A 21,516-nucleotide genomic window follows, 5' to 3' on the forward strand; every position below is an offset into this window, starting at 1 on the left:
TATGCTCAATTTTAACCTGACAAAAACCCAGCTCAAACTTCAGGAAAAAGCAAGGAAATTTGCCCTTGAAGTTGTTCTGCCCCAGGCCTGGTATTATGATGCAAGGGATGAAACCCCGTTGCATATCCTGGAACGAGCCTTTGACGCCGGCCTCTCCAACAGCGATATCCCCAAAGCTTATGGCGGTAAGGGGCTTGGAATAGTCGAGGGATCGATTATTACAGAAGAAATCTCGTCGGCCTGTCCGGGAATGGCAACGTCCATTTTTGACAATTCCCTGGGGATGGAGCCCTTGATTCTGTCCTCCAACGAATTTTTAAAAGAAAAATACCTCACCCTGTTTGCCAAAGAGTTCAAGCTCATCAGCTTTGCCACGTCAGAGCCCACCATGGGATCTGATGTCTCGTCTGTCCGTTGCCTGGCCCGGCCGGATGGCGAGGATTATATCCTCAACGGAACCAAATACTGGGTCACAAATGGTGGCATTGCTGATTACTTCAGTATTTTTGCCACGGTTGATCCTGAAAAGAAACACCAGGGAATCTGTGCCTTCTTTGTTGACCGCAAATGGCCTGGCATCCGAGTGGGAAAACCCATTCCTAAAATGGGCCAGCGAAGTTCCAATACCGTGGGCGTTCATTTCGATAATGTCCGGGTGCCCAAAGATCATATTCTGGCCGAACCCGGGGAGGGGTTCCTTTTGTCCATGAGAACCTTCAGCCGGACAAGGCCGGTCATTGGCGCCTTTGCCATTGGAGCGGCCCGTTCGGCCATGGAATATGCCATGGATTACGCAAAAAAGCGCCGGGCCTTTGACCAGAAGATCGGTGACTTCCAGGCCATTCAGTTTAAAATCTCTGAAATGTACCAGAAGATTGAGGCCTCCAGGCTGTTGGTCTGGAAGGCCGCCTGGGAAGCTGATAATGGGGTCGACCCGACTCTGAACGCTTCCATTGCCAAATTCTACGCCACGGAAACAGCCATTGAAGTGGTCAGCGAGGCCCTTCAGATTTTGGGTGGATACGGGTATACAAAGATGTTTCCCCTGGAAAAACTCTACCGGGATACCCGGTTGCTCAGGATCTATGAAGGAACCAGTGAGGTTCAGAGAATGATTGTTGCCGGTTATCTCATGGGCGGGTATAAGCCGGTCATGCCACCCCTGGAAGATCTGCTCCTCCACCGTGACCAAAACCCTTCAGAAGAATCAGCCAAAGGGGCAGCAGGAGAGAAAAGCTGGCGATGCCGGATCTGCGGACACGTTCATTACGGTGCCGAGCCTCCTGAAGAGTGCCCCTACTGCTTTTTTCCGGGCAAGGCATTTAAACAGGCCAGGGCAGACCAGGAAAAACCAGCCGAATGATTCTGGTGGGGAAGGGGACGCTTCCATGGAAGCGTCCCTGGGGGTGTCAGGCATTGGGCAGGATGTTGGAGAACTGGTACTCTTCGGCTTTCTTGCCCACGCTGAGTTCGTACTCGGTTTCTCCCCATTGCTCAATGGTCAGGAAATAGTCGCCTGAATCATCGGCATAGTCCCATTTGAAGACCTCCCGGCCAGGGGCATTGTCCTTGAAAAAGAGGGCGCCTCCGGTTTCGTCCAGAAAAAACTGCTTTCCTTCAAATTTAATTTCATTGGGAGGATCATCTGACTGGGTGATGGCAGCCCTCACGTCTGGGTCAAGGTCCCTGAATGATCGTTTCCGGCTGATGGTCCAGTAGTTCTCGTCGTCGGGTTCAAGTTCGAGAAACAGGGTTTCATCGTGGCTCTCCATCTGCCATTCATGGGTGAGGTCTTCTTCTCCCCAGTCATAGCGGTTGGTGGATACGATTTGCCAGGTCTTCATGTCATAATCCACATAGTATCCGGTTTTCATTCGTTCCAGGCTCAGCCCGGAAACAGGATCCACATCATCGGCCTGTTTGGATGCAAACTTTCGTTTAAAAAAATCGCCTAATCCCATTTTTTTACCCGGGGATCAGGAGATCCCCATCCTTTTTTTAAGTTCAAGAAGATCGGTTGATGCGCCGGGTGAAGTGCTGCCCAGGGCGTTGTCGATCTCCGAGTCAATTCCGGCATCGGCTGCAGCCACTTCGCCGTAGGCCTGGGCCAGGGATTCGTCTTCCTCGACCTTTGCCTTCATCTTTTCCAGCATGGCAATGGTGGATGAACTGTCAATGTTTGCAAGCTGGGCATTGATTTTTTTGGTGGAATGGGCCGTTCTTGCCCGGGCCTTAAGGGTGATCAGGTCGTTGTCATAGGAGGTGATGGTGGATTTGAGCTTGCTCACCTGGGTCTGAAGACCGGCAGCCCTTTGTTCATGGGCCGTGGCTTCGGTTCCAAGGCGAACCGATTCCGCCAGACTCTGCTCTTTCAGGTTCAGGGCCTCTGTTGCAAGGCGCTCTGCATCGGCCGCATCCATGCTGCCGTTTTGCATTTTCTGGAGCAGCAGCATGGCCTTTCGTTCGTAATCCTGGGCCATGTTTTTCTTTTTGTCAGCCTCTTTTCTGGTTCTGATGGCAACCCCCTTAACTTCGGCAAGGCTTGTCATGGCAGCGGTAAGATCTTTTTTTAGATCCCGGATGCCCTGTTCTGTAAGCTTAATGGGATCTTCCATTTTATCTATCATGGCGTGGGCCTGGGATTCGCCCACCTTGAACAGTCGTTTGAAAAATGACATTGATGCTTCTCCTTGGATTATGGAAATATTTTTTGTTGATTGATTTTATTTTCAGGAATCGTTGCCGGTTACAGCCGGGAGTTTATTCCCATGATGGAACCGTTCAGTTCATGGGTATTCCAGTCAGACGTATTCCAGCAGTTCTGAGCCGTATTCCGACAGGGCAAGGGTCAATGCATGGATTGACCCTTCAAGTTCGTTTCTGTCAAGATTTTCAAGCTGCAGGGTGTCCCTGAATATGATGTAGGTTTCTGCTTCATCCACCACAAAGGCGCCATGGACAAGCTCACGGTTGAGCTGTAAAAGCCGCTTGTAAAGGGTGTTTTTGTTTTGGGGAACCTTCATAATTACCTGTTCAAGGACAACAATGGGTGCTTCGCAGTCGATTACCAGGTTTTTAATGCCGTTTTCTTCATCTTCGACAATGACGAGCTCTTCTGCCTTGTCCTCCTTGGTGATAGAGATCTCCATGTCGTTTAAAAATCCCTTGATCAGGTTGAATTTATCTACCATCTTTGTCTCCTTAAGATATCTTTTGGTTTAGGCAAGCTTTGGCCGCTGTTCTGCAATAACCATGAGGGAATCGTCCTTTTTTAATACATAATCATTGTCAGGGTTAGATGTCGTTTTTTTGCCTGATGCATCTTCAACCCCGACGCAGAGGATGTTTTCTCGTTCCTTGAGCCGGCACATGGCCGTGAAAAAAGAATTTCCCACAAGATAAGGCGGTATTGTGATCTTGTAAAGCTCATTTCCATATCTATTGCTCACAAGTTCGCTGACAAACCGGGTCACACCGTGGTCAAGGGCGGCCTGGACAAGGAGGTTGGTGGAGATCTCTCCAACCACAATGATTTCATCTGCCCGTGCAAGTTTGAGGTGTTCCATGTTTTTGGGGTCCATGAGTTCGACACAGGTGTAAAGATCCGGCACAAGATTCTTAATCGACATGGTGGCAAGAATGGTTTTGGCGTCCTTGGCATAGGTGTCGAGGGTGTCGTCGGACAGGATGATGGCAACCGAAGCCTTGTCTGCGCTTGCCATGGCAAGGGTCTTCTGGTCGATTTCACCCCGGACAAAGAAAACATTGTCCTGAACGCAGGGCGTTTCGGCAAGATCTGCAATGATCACCATGGGAATGGTTTCACTCTTGGCATCCTGGTTCATCTCGCTGATGATGGTCTCTCCACGATAGTTCCAGCCGCAGATGATAAAATGTTCCTTTAAATCGGTTGTCTTCATCCCTCGTTTCTCCATGAACTTGTTTTCAATAAACATGCCTGCAATGGTTGCCGTTAAAAGACCGATAAGGCCGATGCCGGAGAGCATCACAAAGATGCCGATAACTCTTCCGCCGGGGGTTGCAGGTGAAACGTCACCATAACCCACGGTTGTCATGGTGACAATGGACCACCACAGGGCATCAATGAAGGGCGTCTTTTTTTCAAAAAACATGAGCAGCAGGCTTCCTGAAAAAAGGACAAAGACTGCATAAAAAAGAACCCGGTGAATGTTTTCACGTTTCAGTAGATTAAAGAAACGTGCTAGTGCAGAAAAAACGTGAACCATAATTTTACTCCTTTTCCCTTTTTATTGTCAGTTTTTTTTGATAATTTCAAGGAAATTGATTTTGGAGCCGGGCGCTTGTAAACCCGTTGTGATGGTGATACTATACCGTGTTCTATCCCCATAATTAATAAAAGGATTAATAAAAGAGCAAAAGATATGAATGAACAAACTCAAATGAATTTCTGGCAGGACCACTCGCTTGAATACCTTGAAATGGCTTTTAAAACAGACTTTCAAGAACGGGTGGAAAATCCCGACGGCCATGGTCGACGAACCGGTGAATGCGGTGACACGGTGGAATTTTTTCTGATGGCAACCAACGGGGTGCTCACCTCGATCACCTATGACGTTGACGGGTGCAAAAATACCAATGCCTGTGCCAATACTGTGGTTCACCTTGCAACGGGAAAAACGGTGGATGCGGCATGGAACATTACCCATGAGGATGTCTCAGCCTTTCTCAAGACCTTGCCGGCCCACGACACCCATTGTGCAGAGCTTGCTGTTGGTGCCTTTTATCTTGCTTTAAAGGATCTTGCCAGACAATCAAAACATGTTAATACAGTCAATACAAAGGAGAATGCCATCGATGGGCAGGATATCATCGTTTGAACTGCTTAGGGAGAGTGAGCGGGAAACAAGAAAAGACTTGATCATTACTGCAGCGACGGAGTTGTTTCGTGAAAAAAATTTCTGGGACATCAGCATGCGTGACATTGCCGGTACGGCAGGGGTGTCGGCCTCGTCTCTTTATCGTTATTTTCCAAGCCGGGATGATCTCTTTATTGAGGCATTGCTCATTGACATCAACAAGATTGAAATCCTTCTCAACGAGCGCATGGTCAGGGGCGAGGGGCTTGAGGCGTTGACCCTTGCCGTTGTTGACTATTTTCTGGACAACGAACCGACCTTTCAGATGATGTGCCATTTTTTGATGAGGGGGGATGAAACTCCTGGAGTAAACGAAAAATTTGGTGCAGTTCAGCTTCATTTTTTAAAAATGTTTGAAAAGGTTGTAAAGACCCTTGCCGGTGGGGAAGAGGCTCTGACCCAGCTGCACATCCGCGCCTTTTTTGCATCCCTGTCAGGTATTGTCATGACATTTCGTCGTTTTCCCGGTTATACAGATCAGGAGCGGCGGGGTTATATTCATAAGCTTTCTTTGCTTATCATGAGCGACGGAAAGGGGATTGGTGTTTAAAGCCAGGTCAGGTGGTTTGAATCCACAGATATGATAACATGGCTGCCCGGATAAAGGGCAAGAGAGGCAACCATCTCCCGGTCAAGCCGGGGGGTAAATATGAAGTCACCTACCTGGATGGTCACGGCAATCCTGCTGGCCTTTTGATCAAGCATCAGGTGGGTGACAATGCCCTTGAGCCGGTTTGTGAATCCAGATCCGTTAATGGGGTCACAATGATCTGGGGTCTTGGGGCTGTTTGCGGGCCGTTCAACCTCAACATGGATATCAAGGTTGTCGATCAGTCCCAGGGCATCTTTTTCCGGCGGGACAGGGGCAATAAAAAGCTGGCCGTTGCCAAGGGGTGTTGAAAAAAGGCCATTGTTTTGCCGTGTCCAGGGACCGGTCACCATGGTATGAATCCCGGGTTTCATGATTTTACCGTTGAACAGATGGAGTGTGGTTTCGCTGATCTCGTCAAGCCACTGGCGGTCGTGGCTTGCAATGACAAGGGTTGTTCCCCATTCGTTCCTTGCCGCAAAGGCAGCCTGGCGAATGAGTTGTGCACTTTCAAGATCAACGCTTGCTGTGGGTTCGTCCAGCAGAAGGACCTGGGGGCGCAGGGCAAGGCGGGCGGCAAGGGCAACCCGCTGGGCCTCTCCTCCTGAGAGTTCATGCCATTGCCTTTGGGCAAAACCGTCAAACGTCAGGCCCACCTTTAAAAGGGCGTCCGACACCTTTGCCTTGAGGTTGTCCCTTGTGCCCCGAATCTTTAATCCATAGGCCGTGTTGTCATATACCGTTCGTTTGAGAAGATAGGGCTTCTGGGTCAGCAAGCTGATTTTAAACCTTACGTTTGGCGAAAAGAGTTGTCCTTGTTTGCCATTGAACAAAATTTCACCCCGGGTGGGTTGTTCAGCAAAGGTCATGAGCTTTAAAAGGGTGCTTTTGCCGCTTCCGTTGGGACCGGCAAGGCCGGTGATGGATCCCTTGGCAATATCCAGGGATTTAATCTCAAGGGCCCTGTGGGTTCCATAATAATGGGCAACTTGTTTGAATCGGTATTCAAGGGCCGGCTGCATTATTGTTTTCTCAGGAATGACAGGGAAAGGTTGACGGCAAAGGCGATGGTGATGAGCACCAGACCCAGTGCGATGCCGTTGGCAAACATTCCCTTGCCTGTTTCAAGGGCAATGGCCGTGGTAATGGTCCGGGTGTGCCACTTGATGTTGCCGCCGACCATCATGGAGATGCCCACCTCGGTCATGACCCTGCCATAGGCCGTGACTGCTGCGGCAAGAATGCCGAACCGAACCTCCCACAGGCAGGTGGCGATGATGTTTTTCCGACCTGCCCCAAGGGAGATGAGGGTCAGTTTCAGGTGAGGATCCATTCCTTCGATGGTGGCCGCCGTAAGTGCCGTTACAATGGGAAAGGCAAGAATGGTCTGGCCCACGGCAATCCCCCCCAGGGTGAACAAAAGGTTGAAATCGCCAAGCGGTCCCCGGCTTGATATGAAGGCGTAGACCAGAAGGCCGATAAAAACCGTGGGAAGAGCTAAAAGGGTGTCAAGCACCGTTCGCAGGGGGCGTTTGCCCTTGAAATCAAAGTAGCCGAGCAAAAATCCCAGGGGCAGACCTGCTGCCATGCTCATGAGCATGGAGCAGGTAGATACTTTCAAGGTTGCCTGCACGGCGCTCCAGGTTGCACTGTCGCCGGTTGCAAGAAGCCCAAAGGCCTGGGCAAGCCCTGCAAGGATAAAATCCATTTTAAGCGGGGTCGTCCTATTTGGCGTTCGGGGTAAACAGCGGCTGACCCAGGAGTCTAAACTCTTTGATCAGGGTCTGGGCCTTTTCTCCGGCCATCCAGTCGGAAAAAATCATGGCAAGGTCGTATTGGGCATTAGGGCAGTTTTTTGGATCCAGGGTGAGGACGCTGTACTGGTTTAAAAGGATGGCATCTCCCTCAACAAGTACCTGGAGGGGGGCTGTACCCCCTTTCTGGGACTGGTATTTGATAAAGGTACCCCTGTCCGTCATGGTGTAGCCCATGCGTTCTTCAGCGGCATTGATGGTGGCAAGCATGCCCTGGCCTGTCTGGATATACCAGTTTTCTTTTTCAGGAAGGGGTTTGCCGGTCTGGTTCCAGAGGATTTTCTCTTTTTTGTTGGTGCCTGAATCATCCCCACGGCTCAGGAACAGGGACTGGTTGTCCCGGATTATTTCAAGGGCCTGCTTTACGGTTTTTCCCTTAACCTGGGCAGGGTCTGCTGCCGGGCCAATGATGACAAAGTCGTTGTACATTATTTCGCGCCGGTCTTTGCCGAATCCTGCATCAATGTAGCGTTTTTCAGCTGCAGGGGCATGGACGAGCAGCACATCCACGTCGCAGCGCTCGCCAAGCTTTAAGGCCTTGCCCGTTCCCGTTGCGGTCCACTTGATCTCAATATTGGTATCCTTTGAAAACAGGGGCATGAGATAATCCAGAAGCCCTGTGTTGTCCGTGCTTGTGGTGGTGGCCATCATCAGCTTTTTTTCCTGGGCCGTTGCCGCTGATAACGGGATTATGGTGATCATCATCAAGAGAATAAGGGTTTTGAACGATAAACGGGTTCGTTTCATCAGGGTGCTCCTTGGTTGTATTTGTGTGGTTGGTAAATAAAAAAGATTCAGTTGTTGAATCTATAGGTTTTAATGGGTTCTATGTCAATGGGAAATTTGATTTTTAAAAGTCCTTCTGATTCGGGCAACTTAACGCGACATATACTTACAGGTCTATCCAGAAAAGAGGGGTGTTTGTCGTAAAATCCATGAGGGTTGCCCGGTTGTTCTCAACGATTCCGTAGGTGAAGGCCTTAACCCGTGGAACAGCCAAAGAACCCGGGTTGAAATGGACGAATTTTTCTTTTTTTTCAAGTTTTGGAACATGGGTGTGGCCCTGGATCACCAGGTTTGTGTGGCGAGGTAAATTGGCGATGGGGGCGTGTCCATGGATCAGGAGAATGTTGATTCCGCTGTATGTGAACTCAAGCTCATAATGGTAACCCGGGCAAAAGGCCGGAACATCGCAGTTGCCGTAGACATAGTGAAACCGGTCTCCCAATGCCGTAGCCTCCTCTTTGATTGTCTGGGGTCTGAAATCAGGGCCGAGTCGGCCGTACCGGGTATCAAAAAGATCCCCTGCCACCACAAGGATGTCATCTTTTTTCACCATGGACCTGATCACTTGCCAGGTGGCGTAACGTCCGTGAACATCGGCTGTAACAATGAGTCTCCCTAACATCAGCGGTCCTTTAAAAACAGGTTGTGGTATTCATTCTCAGACAGGTGCTGTTTGAGCATTTTGTTGATAAAAATATAGATCTCTTGTAATTCGTCCTGATCAAGCCTTGGGATGAATTTTGCCATGAACCTGTCTTCTGAAAACTTCTGAAGATAGAACATGATGGTCTCCTGATCGGTTTTTCTGTCCATGCCAAAGGCGCCAAGCCCTGTGTAGTTTTGGATGAAATTGTGGGTGTCCTGTGCCATGATTGTTTTTAACGCTCCCCTTGTTTAAATTTTTAAACTCCCACAACAGGGTCGGGAGATCAACCTTTTTTTGTTTCCTGGTGCGGGTTTGGTTTGCATTTTCAATTTGATCATTATAACGTAATCGGGTTGCTGTATCAATGCTAACCCTAAGGGACTTGGAAAAATTAAAATCCAGCGCCCTATTGGTGTTTTTTAAAATTTTTGAGCCCCTAACCGGGTTGAAAAAGACCCTTTTAAAAGGAGCGGATTTGTCAGGTATGGGTAACGACGGATTTGACATTGACTGGTTCTATGGTGCCCATGGCCATCGGTTGCGGTATGGTCGGCTGGATGGTTCTGATACAGGGGCAAACAAGGTTGTTCTCCTCCTGAACGGAAGGTCCGAGTTTCTTGAGAAATATGTCGAAGTTGCAGAAGAACTTGTTTCAAGGGGTTACACGGTTTTAAGTTTTGACTGGCGGGGGCAGGGGTTGTCCGTTCGAGAGCTTGAAAACCGGCAAAAGGGATATGTTAAAACCTTTGAGGATTATCTTGCGGATCTTGCCGTTTTTTACCGGCAGATCGTCATTCCCCTTGATTTTCCCGTCACACTTCTGGCCCACTCCATGGGCGGTCACCTGGGCCTGAGATTCATGCACGACAACCCCCATGCCTTTTCCAGGGCCGTTCTTGTCTCTCCCATGATTGATATTGTCACTTTGCCCTTTCCTTCCTTTGCAGCAAGGCGTATTGCAAAAATCGCCTGTGCTGCAGGATTTGGCGAGGCCTATGTCCTGGGCGGAACCAATTACGCCCCGGGCAAAGTTTGTTTTGATACCAATCGGTTGACCCATGACCTGGAGCGGTTCAACCATGAAGAACGACTCATCGCACAAATACCGGACCTTGCCCTGGGGGATGTGACCTATGCATGGCTCAAGGCTGCCTTTGACTCGATTCAACTGCTCAAGGTAAAATCATATGCCGGGCAGATTGGGACGCCGGTGATGCTTGTCAGTGCAGACGAGGACAGGGTGGTATCGATCGCGGCTCAGCGGCGCATGGCAAGGGACTTGCCGGACTGCCGGTTAGTTTGTCTGCCCAATGCCCGTCACGAGATTCTCCATGAGACAGACGGAATCCGAAGGGCCTTCTGGAAGCATTTTGATGCTTTTACTGCCTGATGTTTGTCTTGGCGGTTAATCACCGTTCTTTGACGATGCGGAAACCCAGGCTGTTTCTTTTTGCAACGGGTTTATAGTAGCTTCGGTAGGCGCTTCGGCAGTATTTCGGCGTCTGGTGCCAGCCGCCGCCCCTGAAGATTCTGCGATCTCCTTTGGTTGACAGCGGATCCACAATATTGTCTCGATAGGTGTCTGTGGTGGCTCCCACCCGTCCCCTGAAAAGATCCCGCCATTTGCAGGCGTCAAGGCACCATTCCTGAACGTTACCATGCATGTCGTATATGCCCCAGTTGTTGGGTTTTTTGGTCTTCACCGGATGGGGCCGAAGATCGTCCGGGGGATTTTTATACCCGGAATTTGCGCAGTACCACCCCACGCTGTCCAGGGCAGGATCAAGGGGCTTGCAGGTGGTTTGCGTGAGGGGGCCGCTGGTAAAGGCCGTTGTGCTGCCGGCCCTGCACGCATACTCCCATTCGGCTTCCGTGGGCAGGCGGTATTTTGTCGTTTGTTCATATTGGTTGAGCACCCGGATGAATTCCATGCATTGTTCCCATGAAACCGTGTCCACAGGGCAGTTCTCTCCGCATTTTGGAAAGGCTGACGGATTGAACCCCACCAGTCGTTTCCACTGGCCCTGGGTCACCTCTGTCTCCTGGATGTAAAATCCTTTTGAGATCACGACAGTATGAAGGGTTTCCACCCTTTCACGGCCTGGCTCAGACGTTGGGCTTCCCATGGTAAATCGGCCCGGTGGAACGGCAATGAACCGCATCCCGAGGGAATTGGTCACCATCTCACCCATGGCTTTGACGGGGAAAAAAAGGCAGAAGAGGGTCAAAAATAGGGTGCATCCGGATTGTATGCGCTGTGCCATTGGTGATCCTTTTAAATCCTTGATCATTTCAAGGTTGATAAATCATTGCAACATGGGTATGTACATATTACAGATTTCCACGTGAGACAAGAGGAGAAAAACCATGGTAAAGGCAAATGATACAAAGGATAATCCCCCGTCAACATTTGGGGCAAGGCAGAACCTGAGGACAACCGGGGACGATGAGCCGGAAAAAACAACATCTCTTCTAAAAAAGAGTGACCTGTCGGTTGTTTTAATCGGGGCAGGTATCATCACCGTGATTGTGTTTATTTTGTTTTTCATGACAGGCCGGGACGAGCCCATTGATGCCACCCCCGCCCCCGGGAGTGACATTCAATCCCTTGAGGCGCGCTTGACAAGTCTTGAATCCCTTGTGGCCGGGCTGGAAAAAGATGCCGGGTCCACGCCTGTTTCCCCCCCCTCCCTTGATTCCTACAAGGCAAGGGTTGAAAGGGTCGAAGCGGCCCTTTCAATGAAGTTTGATCTTGTTTCAAACCGGCTTACGGTTCTTGAGCGGCGAATAGACGGGTTTGACAGGCGTCTTGACTCCCAGGTTAAATCCAGTTCCCCCCCAAAGGCGGCTGCGGTTAAAACCCCTTCCGTTAAAAAGGCCATATCAAAATCCGTGCCCTCAAAAGCGGTCGCAGCGGCCGTTGTCCATAAGGTCAAAAAGGGAGAGACCTTGTACAGCATCAGTAGACAGTACAACACTACAGTGGCAAAGCTCAGAACCCTTAATCATTTGACGGACAAGACAGACATCTTTCCCGGGGATGATCTTGTGGTTAAGTAGTCTATACTTTGGCTGTTCCTTTGACTGCCTGGATGAATTTTTTCACCAGTTTGAGGTCCTTTTTGCCATAGGCGCGTTCAACCCCTGAGCTTACGTCCACCATGTCCGGTCCAACGTCGTTAACGGCCTGCTGAACATTGTCGGGGTCAAGCCCACCGGCAAGGATCAATCGGGTCCTGGCCGTTGTTTCCATTCTGGCGGCCCTGTTCCACTCCCAGGGCCGCGCATTGCCCCCAGGCAGGGTTCCCCTGCCGTCTTCCACAAGAAAGCCCCAGGCATCTTCATAGGCCCTTGCCATGTCAAACCCGGGCTGCTGCTGGGCAAAAAGGGTCTTGATGACCCAAATGCCGGACCGGGCAAGGGCCTTGACAAGTTCGGGGCTTTCCTGGCCGTGTAGCTGGACGGCCCTGAGATTGCAGGCTGTGACTCTTTCCATGATATATCCATGGTCTGCATTGACAAAGACCCCCACGGTGATGGTTTCCCGGGGCAGGGCACGGGTAATCTTTTGGGCCTGTTCAATGGAAAGGTGACGGGGGCTTTTTTCGTAAAACACAAGGCCAATGGCGTCTGCGCCAAGGCCCTGGCATTGGACCGCCTCATCCGGATCAGTCAATCCGCAGATTTTTACCAGGGGCGTTTGGGCGGCTGTGTCCCGGTCGGTTTCTCCAAGGAGTTCACCGATAAACGCTTCAGTGTCCTGGGCCCTTACAATACTTTCTCCCACCAGGAAATTGACAATTCCCGAACCAATGCCTGCTTCGATATCGCTTCTGGCTGAAATTCCGCTTGCCGCAACGGGAATCAGGTCCTGGGAGAAAAAGGGGGCCAGGCGTTGGGCCACTTTAAGATCGGTCTCCAGGGTTTCAAGGTTGCGGTTGTTGATCCCGATGAGGGTGGCACCGGCCTTGGCCGCGGTTTCAAATTGGCGTTCCGAGTTGATCTCAACCAGGGGTTCCATGCCTATTTCCCGTGCAAGTGCTATGTAGGCCGCAAGCTCGCCCGGATCCATGAGGGGGGTGATGAGAAGCACGGCATTAGCCCCTGCGACCCTTGCCTCGTAAATCTGGAACTCGGAAAAGATAAAGTCTTTCCTGAGGATGGGCAGATGGGTGGCCCTTCTTACCGCTTCAAGGTCGGCAAGGCTGCCCTTGAAAAAATTTGATTCGGTCAGAACTGAGATGGCCCGGGCCCCTCCCCGGGTGTAGCGCCGGGCATGTTCAAAGGGATCAAGGTCCGGTCTGATGGGGCCCTTTGAAGGGGATGCTTTTTTTATCTCAGCGATGATGCCGACTTTTGCCGGGGTGCTTTGACCCAGGGCTGTTAGAAAGTTGCCAGCAGGCGTTGCCGATTCAGCCAGGGCCCTTAGACTGCCCATGTCAACCTTAGCGGTAAGGTGTGCAACCTCCTGCTGCTTAAGGTCCTTCACCTGTTTTAAAAAACCTGTGACTGCCATCCTAACTGTTCTCCCTGGTGAATGTGACCAGCTGCCCGAGCTTGTCCATGGCACGGCCTGAATCAATGGCCGTTTCAGCCATTTTGATGCCCTGGGCCAGATCCTCGACGCTGTCTGTGGCCATGAGGGCCGCGGCCGAATTGATGAGAACGATGTTGCGCCTTGCTCCCTTTTCACCCTTCAGGATGGCGGTGGTTATGGCTGCGTTCATGGCTGGATCTCCCCCCTTAAGTTCTGAGGGATCGGCATAGTGGTCAAAAAAGTCAAGGGGATCGAGGTCGTAGGAGCGGATCATGCCATCTTTGAGTTCACTCACCCTTGTGGGGGCACACACGGTGATTTCGTCCATGCCGTCGTGGCCGTGGACCACAAGGGCCCTGTGGGTGCCCAGAAGCTTGAGGGTCTGGGCAAACATTTCGGTGAGTTTTGGATCAAACACGCCGAGGAGCTGGCAGCTTGCCGCTGCCGGGTTGGTTAACGGTCCGAGCATGTTGAATATGCTCCTGATGCCCACCTCTTTTCTTGCCCCAGCCGCATGGCGCATGGCCCCGTGAAACCTGGGGGCAAACAGAAAACCGATGCCGATTTCGTTTACGGCTTCTTCAACGATTTCAGGGTCAAGGTCAATGACCACCCCCAGGGCTTCAAGAAGGTCGGCGCTGCCGCACTTGCTTGAGATGCTCCTGTTGCCGTGCTTTGCAACGGTGACGCCGCATCCTGCCACCACAAAGGCCGTGGTCGTGGAAACGTTGAACGAACCTGAGGCGTCCCCGCCCGTGCCGCAGGTGTCAACGCATTTTTTTTCCAGGGTCTGGATCTTTGCAGCCTTTCTTCGCATGGCCAGGGCTGCACCGTAAAGCTCGTCCGCAGTCTCTCGTTTGGTGGCCAGGGCTGCCATGAAGGCTCCGATCTGGGCGTTGGTGATGGTGCCGGAGAAAATTTCCGACACCATGGACGCCATGGCGTCGGCGGTCAGGTCCACTCTCCTGATGATTTGATTGAGATGATTTGTGAATGCCATATTCATATCCCCTTGATAAAGTTTCTGATGAGTCGTTTTCCCACGGTTGTCATGATGGATTCTGGATGAAACTGAACCCCCTGGGTGGGGTGGGTTTTGTGGGCAAGTCCCATGATTTCGCCGTCCGCTGTTTCTGCCGTTATCTCAAGGCAGTCGGGCAGGCCCTGCTTTGAAACGGCAAGGGAGTGGTAGCGCATGGCGGCAAAGGGTTTGTTGAGTCCCTTGAATATCCCGGTGCCGTTTGCCGTGACTGACGAGGTTTTGCCGTGCATGATGGCCTTTGCCGGTACGATTTTTGCGCCAAAGGATGCGGCCAGGCTTTGGTGGCCGAGGCAGACCCCAAGCAGGGGCAGCTTACCGGAAAAATGGCGGAATACATCCAGGCTGATGCCGGCCCCTTCGGGTCGACCCGGGCCTGGTGAGACCACAATGGCATCCAGTCCCATGGCCCCAAGTGCCTCAATGGTTGTTTCATCGTTTCTGAACACCTCCACGGTTGCTCCGGTCTGCCTCAGGTAGTGGACCAGGTTAAAGGTGAACGAGTCATAGTTGTCGATCATGGCAACTAACATGGGGCACCTCCTTTAAGGGCAAGGGACATGGCCCGCTCGACGCTTTTTGCCTTGTTCCTGCATTCTTCAAGTTCTTTTTGGGGATCAGAATCTGCCACAATACCGGCCCCGGCCTGTACCGTCACCCGGTCGTCCTCGATTACGGCTGTCCGGATGGTGATGGCAAGATCCATGTTGCCTGAAAAGGAAATATATCCTGCAGCTCCGCCGTAGATACCCCTTGGCCGGTTTTCAAGTGCTGCCAGAATTTCCATGGCTCGGACCTTGGGGGCCCCTGAAAGGGTGCCCGCAGGAAAGGTTGCCCGTAAAAGGTCCCAGGCGTCAAGGTCTTCAAGCAGGTCGCAACGGATGTTCGAGACAAGGTGCATGACGTGGGAGTATCGTTCCACCACCATGAGTTCGGTGACCTGGACACTGCCGGTTTCGGCAACCCTGCCAAGGTCGTTTCGCCCAAGATCAACGAGCATGAGGTGCTCTGCCCTCTCCTTTTCATCTTTGAGCAGTTCGTCTGCAAGGTTCCTGTCCGTCTGTTCTGTTGCACCCCTTGGCCGGGTTCCGGCAATGGGCCGCAGGGTTGCCGTGCCTCCCTCCAAGCGGACCATGGTTTCCGGGGATGAACCCGCGATGGTGGTTCCCTTGAAATTCATGAAAAACATGTAGGGAGAGGGGTTTATGTAGCGCTGGGCCCGGTAGAGGGTAACGGGATCAACCGGGGCTTTGCAGACATAGGGCTGGGAAAAGACAGCTTGGATGATCTCACCCTCAACGATTTTTTTCTTGATGGCTTTCACCCCTTCAATATAAGTGGCAGGATCCATCAGTGGGAGAAAGCCGGGCGTCTGACCGGAGCCCCGGAGGGCTTGTGTGGTTGTTTTTGGGACGCTGATTTTCTCTAGCAGGGCATCAAGGTCTGTTTTGGCCGATTCAAAGGCTGCGCCCCTGTCCTGGTTATCTTCAAGATAGACGATTTTTACAAGGGTCAGGGTGTGCTTAAGGGTGTCAAAGATGACCATGGCATCGGGAATGATGAAACGGGCGTAGGGGGTGTCAGGGGGAAGCGCCACGGGAATTTTTTCAAAAAATCCGACCATCTCGTAGGTGAAATACCCGGTCAGTCCGCCCCAGAATCGTGGCAGTTCAGGCATTTCACAGGGGGTGTAGGCCTGGGTCAGCTTCCTTAATACGGTGAGGGGGGCGTTGTTGTGGGGGATGGTTTGCGTCTTCCCCTGGGACTCGACCCGGACATGGTCTGAAAAAACGCAGACCTCACTGTGGGCCCCGATGCCGAGAAAGCTGTACCGTGCCCAGTGTTCTCCACCTTCAACGCTTTCCAGGAGAAATAACGAGGCGTCCTTGTGGTAGAATTTTTCAAGGATAGAGACGGGGGTTTCCGTATCTGCGAGGATCTGGGTACAGAGGGGAACAACGTTGCTGGTTTTTGCAAGCTCAATAAATCGATCCCTGCTCGGGAATTGGTCTAGAATCATGTTTTTTTCCCCGGGGCAGGCTTTAAATCCGTCCCCGTTAAAGAGGTCAATAAAAAAAGACCGGGAAGCTTTAGGCTGCCGCAGTCCTTTTGTGTTCTGTTTATAAACGTTTTTTTAATTTCCTTTGTGTGTAAATTTAAGGGTCATTACTGCTCGCAGAATACAACTGTGATTTTAACGTGTCAAGCACATTGTTTCTTTTGATAGAAACAATGTGCGCGGCTGTTTTCTGAAACTTGGAATCGCCTGTGGGTCTTATTAGGGCTTGACAGGAATAACGAAAAATATTCATAATAAACGTTTTCTTTTGGCATTGGCCAAGGTTCTTGATCCGGGTCACAAAGAAATTTGAAAAACCGCAATGGGGATTTTTACATAAACCCATCCTGTGGGGTGGATATTTAACATTTAAAGGTCGCTTTCTTGAACAAAAAACCGGGCTATTCGACGTCCATTTATAGAAATTTCAGTGTCAGTCTTGCTTCTTTCCACAAGTTGCCCCAGGTGGCTGGAAAGTCCATGGATGAGACCCTTGACGAATATTTTACCGCCATGTTTCCATGGATTGAAGCCAGACAGGAGATGGTGACCAGTGCCCTTGCCAGGGGATGCACAGAAAAGATGCGCTCCTTGTTTATCACTCATCTGCCAATCAAGAGACTGGCAAAGGATTTGGTTTGCTGCTGATTTATCCCCCATGGGGAAAAGCCTGTGAACCCCCGGCAGGTGTTGCCCTTCTTGCTGGCGCCCTCAAGCGGCACAACCTTGCCTGCACGGTCATTGATGCCAATCTTGAGGCCCAGATCGTGTTTGCCCGAGCCAATAATCACCCTTCGGACAGGTGGACCAAAAGAGCCGTTGCCCACCTGGACCGGAATCTGGCGGACATTCGGAATCCGGCCCTGTACAACGCCATAGATCGCTATCGCCAAAGGGTCATGGATCTCAACCGGGTCGTTTCATCCCCCCTTGATTCAAGGTACCGGCTGACCCTTGCCGATTATGGGGATGGTTTGCTGAGCCCCGTAAACAGCCGGGATCTTCTGGCTTCGGCCCAAACCTTTTCCGATAACCCCTTTTTTTCGTATTTCGAGACCCTTATTGCCCCGAGGATTGAATCCATCCGTCCTTTGTTCATCGGAATTTCAGTCTGTTTTTTAAGCCAGGCCCTTACGGCCTTTGCCCTTGCCGGGTGGATACGGTCGCGTTTTCCCGACATCAAGATCATCATGGGAGGCGGACTTGTCACTTCATGGATGAGCAGTCCCCTGTGGAACAACCCCTTTGAAAGCCTGGTTGACCTCATGGTCAAAGGAAACGGGGAACGGGCGCTCCTTGAACTCTTTGGTGTCCAGCCCGACATCAAAGAGCGGTACACCCCTGATTTTGACTTCTGTGACTGGGACGGATACCTTGCGCCGGGCCGCATCCTGCCCCTGAGAACGGCCACGGGCTGTTATTGGAGTAAATGCCGGTTTTGTCCTGAAACGGCTGAAGGGGGACGCTATCGCCCTGAACGAAACCAGGATATTCTGGAGGACCTTACCGCCCTTTGCCGCCGACACCGGCCCGACCATGTTCATTTTGTCGACGATGCCCTCAGTCCCTCGTTTTTGCGGTCCATGGCAGGCCACACCTTTCCCTTTACCTGGTATGGCTTTGTGCGTTTCACCCGGGATCTTACCGATCCTGTGTTCTGTTCGGCCCTTTACCGATCTGGATGCCGCATGCTCAAGCTCGGCCTTGAATCCGGAGATCAGACCGTGCTTGACCGTATGGGTAAGGGCACTGATCTTAAACTGGCTGCCAGGGTGCTTGCAGCCCTCAAACAGGCCAAGATCACCACCTATGTTTACCTGTTGTTCGGCACAAACTTTGAGACGGAATCAGCGGCTGAAAAGACCCTGGACTTTGTCGTTGACCACAGTCGGGAGATCGGTTTTTTAAACACGGCAATTTTCAATCTGCCGCGATTCAGTGAAGATGCGGCCCTTCTTGAGACCGATGATTTCTACGCGGGGGACCTTTCCCTCTACCTGAGCTTTACCCATCCCCTTGGCTGGGATCGCAGAAAGGTGAGACATTTCCTTGAACGGCGATTTAAAAAACATCCTGCCATTGCCCCGATCCTGAGGAGGGACCCTCCGTTTTTTACCTCCAACCACGCCATGTTTATCAGGACCTGATGCGGAAGGGACAATGACTCAAAAGACCTTTACCTGCTAATGCGCGAACTGTTGAATTTGCGTAAAACAAATGTAAAACAGAGTTTATCCCTTTGTAACGTGGGATCATTGCGCTATAATGGCGCCATGTTTATACCCCGCGAACCCATCAATGCTTTTTCCCACATGGCCGGTGCCTTGGCATCCGTTGTCGGACTTACCCTTCTTGTGGTTGTTGCTGCCCTCAATGCCGGGGTGTGGCACATTGTATCATTTTCAATCTTTGGCCTTGCCCTTGTGCTCATGTATACGGCAAGTGCGCTTTACCACAGTCTGCATCTATCCCCCACTGGGCTTTTACGCCTCAAGCGCCTTGACCATATCATGATTTTCATGCTCATTGCAGGCACCTACACCCCCCTTTGCCTTGTTCCCCTGCGGGGACCCTGGGGGTGGAGCCTCTTTGGAACGGTGTGGGGCATGGCCCTTGCTGGAATTGTTCTCAAGGTGTTTTTTATCAACATTCCAAGATGGGTTTCAACGGTCATCTACCTTACCATGGGGTGGCTGTGCGTGGTTGCCGTCTATCCCCTTGTCGTGACCCTTTCCACGGGCTGCCTTTTCTGGCTTGGTCTGGGAGGCTTTTTTTACACCCTCGGGGCCGTGATCTACGGGGTGAAACGACCTGACCCCTGGCCCGCCATCCTGGGATTCCACGAAATCTGGCATTTCTTTGTTCTTGCCGGAAGCATCTGCCACTTCTGGGTGGTGTTTCGATACCTGACCCCCATGTAAGGCTCCTAATCTGAATTTTCCCAGATCTCCTGTCTTTTACGCTGCATTCCTCGTTGCGTCACTGGGCACCTATCTCAATTTCCTTGACAGGGCCTTTGCCTCTGGTAGTATCTGGGGTATGAACCCCAGCAAAAAAAAGAGCCATGCCTTCTTGAACATCCTTTGGATCATCCTTTTGCCCATTTTTATCATTGTTACCTTTCAGACCCGGGTGACTGGAACAGATGGGGAAAAAACTGATAAAATAAAGGTGTACGAAATCAAGGTTGAAGGCCCTGTGGAGCCGGGTATGGCAGCCTTTCTGGAGAGAGCCCTTGCCGTGGACGACTCACCTGCTGCACTCTTTGTACTCAAGATGGATACCTTTGGGGGCCGGGTGGATTCAGCCCTGGCCATTGTGGATCTCATTGTCAATATTCCCAAGGGCAGGACCATCGCCTTTGTCGTCAACAAAGCCATATCTGCAGGCGCCCTGATCTCCCTTGCCTGTAATGATCTTGTCATGAAGGACCACACCACCATCGGTGACTGCGCGCCGATCATGAATTCAAGTGAAGGCCCAAAGATGATGGGTGAGAAATTCCAGTCCCCCCTCAGGGCTAAGTTCAGATCCCTTGCCAAGCGAAACAACTATCCGGAAGCCCTGGCCGAGGCCATGGTCAGTGACCACATTGCCGTTTATGAGGTCACCGAGGCAGGGCAGACCCGGTACATTGATTCCAGGGCGTATGAGGATCTCACCGACGATGAACGAGGAGCCATTACAGCCAGGAAGACTATCATTTCAAAGGGCGAACTTTTAACCATGGATGCCATTGAGGCCGAGCGTCTTGGTTTTTCCCGGATGACCGTGGGATCCGTTGCGGAGATGCTCGAGCGCATGGGTGTTTCAAACTACGAGATCGTCTCCATTGAAGAGAGCTGGTCAGAAACTTTTTTCAGGTTCCTCACCAAAATTTCCCCCATTCTCATGGTTATCGGTCTTGGGGCACTCTATACGGAGATCAAATCCCCGGGATTTGGCCTGCCTGGACTTGTGGGAATTGTCTGTCTTGGCTTTGTGTTCGCCGGCCAGTACATAGTGGGCCTTGCCGGTTACACGGAATTTCTTCTCATTGTCGCAGGTATGCTTTTTTTTGCAGGGGAAGTTTTTGTTCTGCCAGGTTTTGGCATATCCGGCATTCTTGGGCTCATTCTCATGGGTGCAGGCATGGTTCTGGCCCTCCAGGATTTTGTCATTCCAGATCCAGACCTTCCCTGGCAGGGCAAGCTTTTAAAGGCAAATTTGATCCAGGTGCTTGCCTCGTTTCTTGCCGGGCTTTTCATTGCCCTTGGCGTTATCCGTTATTTGTTGCCCCGGCTCTCAAGGGTCATTGCCGGACCCTATCTTGATGCCACACTCAAAGATTCCCATGCCGATTCCATGGAGATCAGGCGGGCGAGCGTTGGAGACCGGGGCGTTGCCGCCACTTTTTTGCGTCCTGCCGGTAAAGTTGAGATCAATGGCGAGATCTTTGACGCCGTGTCCCAGGGTGAGTTCATTGAACAGGGATCCCTGATTTTTGTTGCCATGATCCAGGGCAACCGCCTTATCGTTACAGCAGAGGAGAAAAAATGAGTGGTTTGACTGTCCCCATTGTTCTCCAGTTGGTGGGTGTTGCCATCATCATCGCCGAGATCATCATCCCGTCAGGGGGGATTATTTCCATTCTGGCGGCCCTGGTTTTCGGATATTCACTCTATATTGCGTTTACGCAATTTTCACCGGGAACAGGTATGCTTTTTGTTCTGGCTGACATGATCATCATTCCTGTGCTCATATATGTGGGGTTGAGGATGATTGCAAAATCGCCCGTCACACTTAACGCCACTCTGTCAAAAGCCAAGGGGGTCATTTCCCAGGAGCCCGGGCTTGAGGGATATCTTGGAAAAAACGGCCTGTCAAAAACCGATCTTCGGCCTGCTGGATTTGCCATGATTGATGGAAAACGGGTGGATGTAGTCACCCGGGGAGAGTATATCTCAAAACAGACCCCCATTGTCGTCCATGGAGTTATCGGCAATCAGATCATTGTGCGTGAGCGTGTGGAAAAATAAATCATCAGGGTGACCGTTTGCACCCCCGGTCCAAGCAAGACTGATTCTTCTGCCATGGACAGGCATCATGAATCATGTGCGTGTGACCCCATTAAAAGTCGTTAAAAACTGTTTAAAGCCGTTTAAAATC

Annotated in this window: 24 protein-coding genes; 10 read left to right on the forward strand and 14 right to left on the reverse strand. The window is 51.3% G+C overall.

Going from position 1 to position 21,516, the window contains the following annotated elements; genetic code table 11:
• The first annotated feature begins 1 nt into the window (after position 1).
• Positions 2-1,363 (forward strand): acyl-CoA dehydrogenase family protein, encoded by a 1,362-nt coding sequence (locus HRM2_RS08730; protein WP_015903643.1) that lies wholly within the window; start codon positions 2-4, stop codon positions 1,361-1,363.
• Positions 1,364-1,409: 46 nt separating this feature from the next.
• On the opposite strand, the gene HRM2_RS25095 is transcribed toward HRM2_RS08730, so the two are convergent.
• From HRM2_RS25095 to HRM2_RS08750, 4 genes are all read right to left on the reverse strand, one after another.
• Positions 1,410-1,961, reverse strand: a complete 552-nt coding sequence (locus HRM2_RS25095) for a DUF4178 domain-containing protein (protein ID WP_015903644.1) — start codon at positions 1,959-1,961, stop codon at positions 1,410-1,412.
• A gap of 15 nt (positions 1,962-1,976) precedes the next feature.
• Positions 1,977-2,678 (reverse strand): PspA/IM30 family protein, encoded by a 702-nt coding sequence (locus HRM2_RS08740; protein WP_015903645.1) that lies wholly within the window; start codon positions 2,676-2,678, stop codon positions 1,977-1,979.
• A gap of 123 nt (positions 2,679-2,801) precedes the next feature.
• The gene (locus tag HRM2_RS08745; RefSeq protein ID WP_015903646.1) at positions 2,802-3,191 is read right to left on the reverse strand and encodes a YbjN domain-containing protein; all 390 of its coding nucleotides are present in this window, start codon (positions 3,189-3,191) and stop codon (positions 2,802-2,804) included.
• A 27-nt stretch (positions 3,192-3,218) separates the two neighbouring features.
• Positions 3,219-4,247 carry a potassium channel family protein gene (locus tag HRM2_RS08750; protein WP_015903647.1) on the reverse strand — a complete coding sequence of 343 codons (1,029 nt, stop codon included), beginning with the start codon at positions 4,245-4,247 and terminating at the stop codon, positions 3,219-3,221.
• A 156-nt stretch (positions 4,248-4,403) separates the two neighbouring features.
• On the opposite strand from HRM2_RS08750, the gene HRM2_RS08755 reads away from it, so the two are divergent.
• Complete coding sequence (locus tag HRM2_RS08755) at positions 4,404-4,859, forward strand: iron-sulfur cluster assembly scaffold protein (RefSeq protein WP_015903648.1); 456 nt, start codon at positions 4,404-4,406, stop codon at positions 4,857-4,859.
• Positions 4,837-5,448: a TetR/AcrR family transcriptional regulator gene (locus HRM2_RS08760; protein ID WP_015903649.1), complete on the forward strand. Its 612-nt coding sequence runs from the start codon at positions 4,837-4,839 to the stop codon at positions 5,446-5,448. The genes HRM2_RS08755 and HRM2_RS08760 overlap by 23 nt, the downstream gene beginning before the upstream one ends.
• Here HRM2_RS08760 and HRM2_RS25965 read toward each other — a convergent pair.
• From HRM2_RS25965 to HRM2_RS08785, 5 genes are all read right to left on the reverse strand, one after another.
• On the reverse strand, positions 5,445-6,509 hold the full coding sequence (locus HRM2_RS25965) for an energy-coupling factor ABC transporter ATP-binding protein (protein WP_015903650.1): 1,065 nt from the start codon (positions 6,507-6,509) through the stop codon (positions 5,445-5,447). The two genes, HRM2_RS08760 and HRM2_RS25965, sit on opposite strands and share 4 nt — an antisense overlap.
• Positions 6,509-7,195: an ABC transporter permease gene (locus HRM2_RS08770; RefSeq protein WP_015903651.1), complete on the reverse strand. Its 687-nt coding sequence runs from the start codon at positions 7,193-7,195 to the stop codon at positions 6,509-6,511. The genes HRM2_RS25965 and HRM2_RS08770 overlap by 1 nt, the downstream gene beginning before the upstream one ends.
• 16 nt (positions 7,196-7,211) lie before the next feature.
• Complete coding sequence (locus tag HRM2_RS08775) at positions 7,212-8,048, reverse strand: substrate-binding domain-containing protein (RefSeq protein WP_015903652.1); 837 nt, start codon at positions 8,046-8,048, stop codon at positions 7,212-7,214.
• Between the two features lie 145 nt (positions 8,049-8,193).
• Entirely contained in the window at positions 8,194-8,709 is a 516-nt protein-coding gene (locus HRM2_RS08780) for a YfcE family phosphodiesterase (RefSeq protein ID WP_015903653.1), read from the reverse strand.
• On the reverse strand, positions 8,709-8,957 hold the full coding sequence (locus HRM2_RS08785; protein ID WP_015903654.1) for a hypothetical protein: 249 nt from the start codon (positions 8,955-8,957) through the stop codon (positions 8,709-8,711). The genes HRM2_RS08780 and HRM2_RS08785 overlap by 1 nt, the downstream gene beginning before the upstream one ends.
• Positions 8,958-9,217: 260 nt before the next feature.
• Here HRM2_RS08785 and HRM2_RS08790 point away from each other — a divergent pair, with 260 nt between their 5' ends.
• Positions 9,218-10,123, forward strand: a complete 906-nt coding sequence (locus tag HRM2_RS08790) for an alpha/beta fold hydrolase (protein WP_187149350.1) — start codon at positions 9,218-9,220, stop codon at positions 10,121-10,123.
• 19 nt (positions 10,124-10,142) lie between these two features.
• On the opposite strand, the gene HRM2_RS08795 is transcribed toward HRM2_RS08790, so the two are convergent.
• A complete protein-coding gene (locus tag HRM2_RS08795; RefSeq protein ID WP_015903656.1) occupies positions 10,143-10,997 on the reverse strand; it encodes a formylglycine-generating enzyme family protein in 855 nt (284 codons plus the stop codon).
• 103 nt (positions 10,998-11,100) lie between these two features.
• Here HRM2_RS08795 and HRM2_RS08800 point away from each other — a divergent pair, with 103 nt between their 5' ends.
• Positions 11,101-11,793, forward strand: a complete 693-nt coding sequence (locus HRM2_RS08800) for a LysM peptidoglycan-binding domain-containing protein (protein WP_015903657.1) — start codon at positions 11,101-11,103, stop codon at positions 11,791-11,793.
• Position 11,794: 1 nt separating this feature from the next.
• Here HRM2_RS08800 and trpCF read toward each other — a convergent pair whose 3' ends face one another.
• The 4 genes from trpCF to HRM2_RS08820 are packed head-to-tail and all read right to left on the reverse strand — an operon-like array spanning position 11,795 to position 16,329.
• Positions 11,795-13,249 (reverse strand): bifunctional indole-3-glycerol-phosphate synthase TrpC/phosphoribosylanthranilate isomerase TrpF, encoded by a 1,455-nt coding sequence (gene trpCF / locus HRM2_RS25970; protein WP_015903658.1) that lies wholly within the window; start codon positions 13,247-13,249, stop codon positions 11,795-11,797.
• A gap of 1 nt (position 13,250) precedes the next feature.
• Positions 13,251-14,270: an anthranilate phosphoribosyltransferase gene (gene trpD, locus HRM2_RS08810; RefSeq protein WP_015903659.1), complete on the reverse strand. Its 1,020-nt coding sequence runs from the start codon at positions 14,268-14,270 to the stop codon at positions 13,251-13,253.
• A 2-nt stretch (positions 14,271-14,272) separates the two neighbouring features.
• Complete coding sequence (locus HRM2_RS08815) at positions 14,273-14,842, reverse strand: anthranilate synthase component II (RefSeq protein WP_015903660.1); 570 nt, start codon at positions 14,840-14,842, stop codon at positions 14,273-14,275.
• A complete protein-coding gene (locus tag HRM2_RS08820; protein ID WP_015903661.1) occupies positions 14,836-16,329 on the reverse strand; it encodes an anthranilate synthase component I family protein in 1,494 nt (497 codons plus the stop codon). The genes HRM2_RS08815 and HRM2_RS08820 overlap by 7 nt, the downstream gene beginning before the upstream one ends.
• A gap of 423 nt (positions 16,330-16,752) precedes the next feature.
• Here HRM2_RS08820 and HRM2_RS26575 point away from each other — a divergent pair, with 423 nt between their 5' ends.
• The 5 genes from HRM2_RS26575 to HRM2_RS08845 all read left to right on the forward strand — a co-directional run bounded on the left by HRM2_RS26575 (position 16,753) and on the right by HRM2_RS08845 (position 21,386).
• Positions 16,753-17,016 (forward strand): hypothetical protein, encoded by a 264-nt coding sequence (locus tag HRM2_RS26575; RefSeq protein ID WP_041273160.1) that lies wholly within the window; start codon positions 16,753-16,755, stop codon positions 17,014-17,016.
• The gene (locus tag HRM2_RS08830; RefSeq protein ID WP_041273161.1) at positions 17,007-18,515 is read left to right on the forward strand and encodes a B12-binding domain-containing radical SAM protein; all 1,509 of its coding nucleotides are present in this window, start codon (positions 17,007-17,009) and stop codon (positions 18,513-18,515) included. Before HRM2_RS26575 ends, HRM2_RS08830 begins: the two co-directional genes overlap by 10 nt.
• Positions 18,516-18,641: 126 nt before the next feature.
• A complete protein-coding gene (gene trhA, locus HRM2_RS08835) occupies positions 18,642-19,289 on the forward strand; it encodes a PAQR family membrane homeostasis protein TrhA (protein WP_041273802.1) in 648 nt (215 codons plus the stop codon).
• A 118-nt stretch (positions 19,290-19,407) separates the two neighbouring features.
• Positions 19,408-20,907, forward strand: a complete 1,500-nt coding sequence (locus HRM2_RS08840) for an NfeD family protein (protein WP_015903664.1) — start codon at positions 19,408-19,410, stop codon at positions 20,905-20,907.
• A complete protein-coding gene (locus tag HRM2_RS08845; protein ID WP_015903665.1) occupies positions 20,904-21,386 on the forward strand; it encodes an NfeD family protein in 483 nt (160 codons plus the stop codon). The genes HRM2_RS08840 and HRM2_RS08845 overlap by 4 nt, the downstream gene beginning before the upstream one ends.
• The last annotated feature ends 130 nt before the right edge of the window (positions 21,387-21,516 follow it).

This window comes from Desulforapulum autotrophicum HRM2 (assembly GCF_000020365.1).
Lineage (GTDB): Bacteria > Desulfobacterota > Desulfobacteria > Desulfobacterales > Desulfobacteraceae > Desulforapulum > Desulforapulum autotrophicum.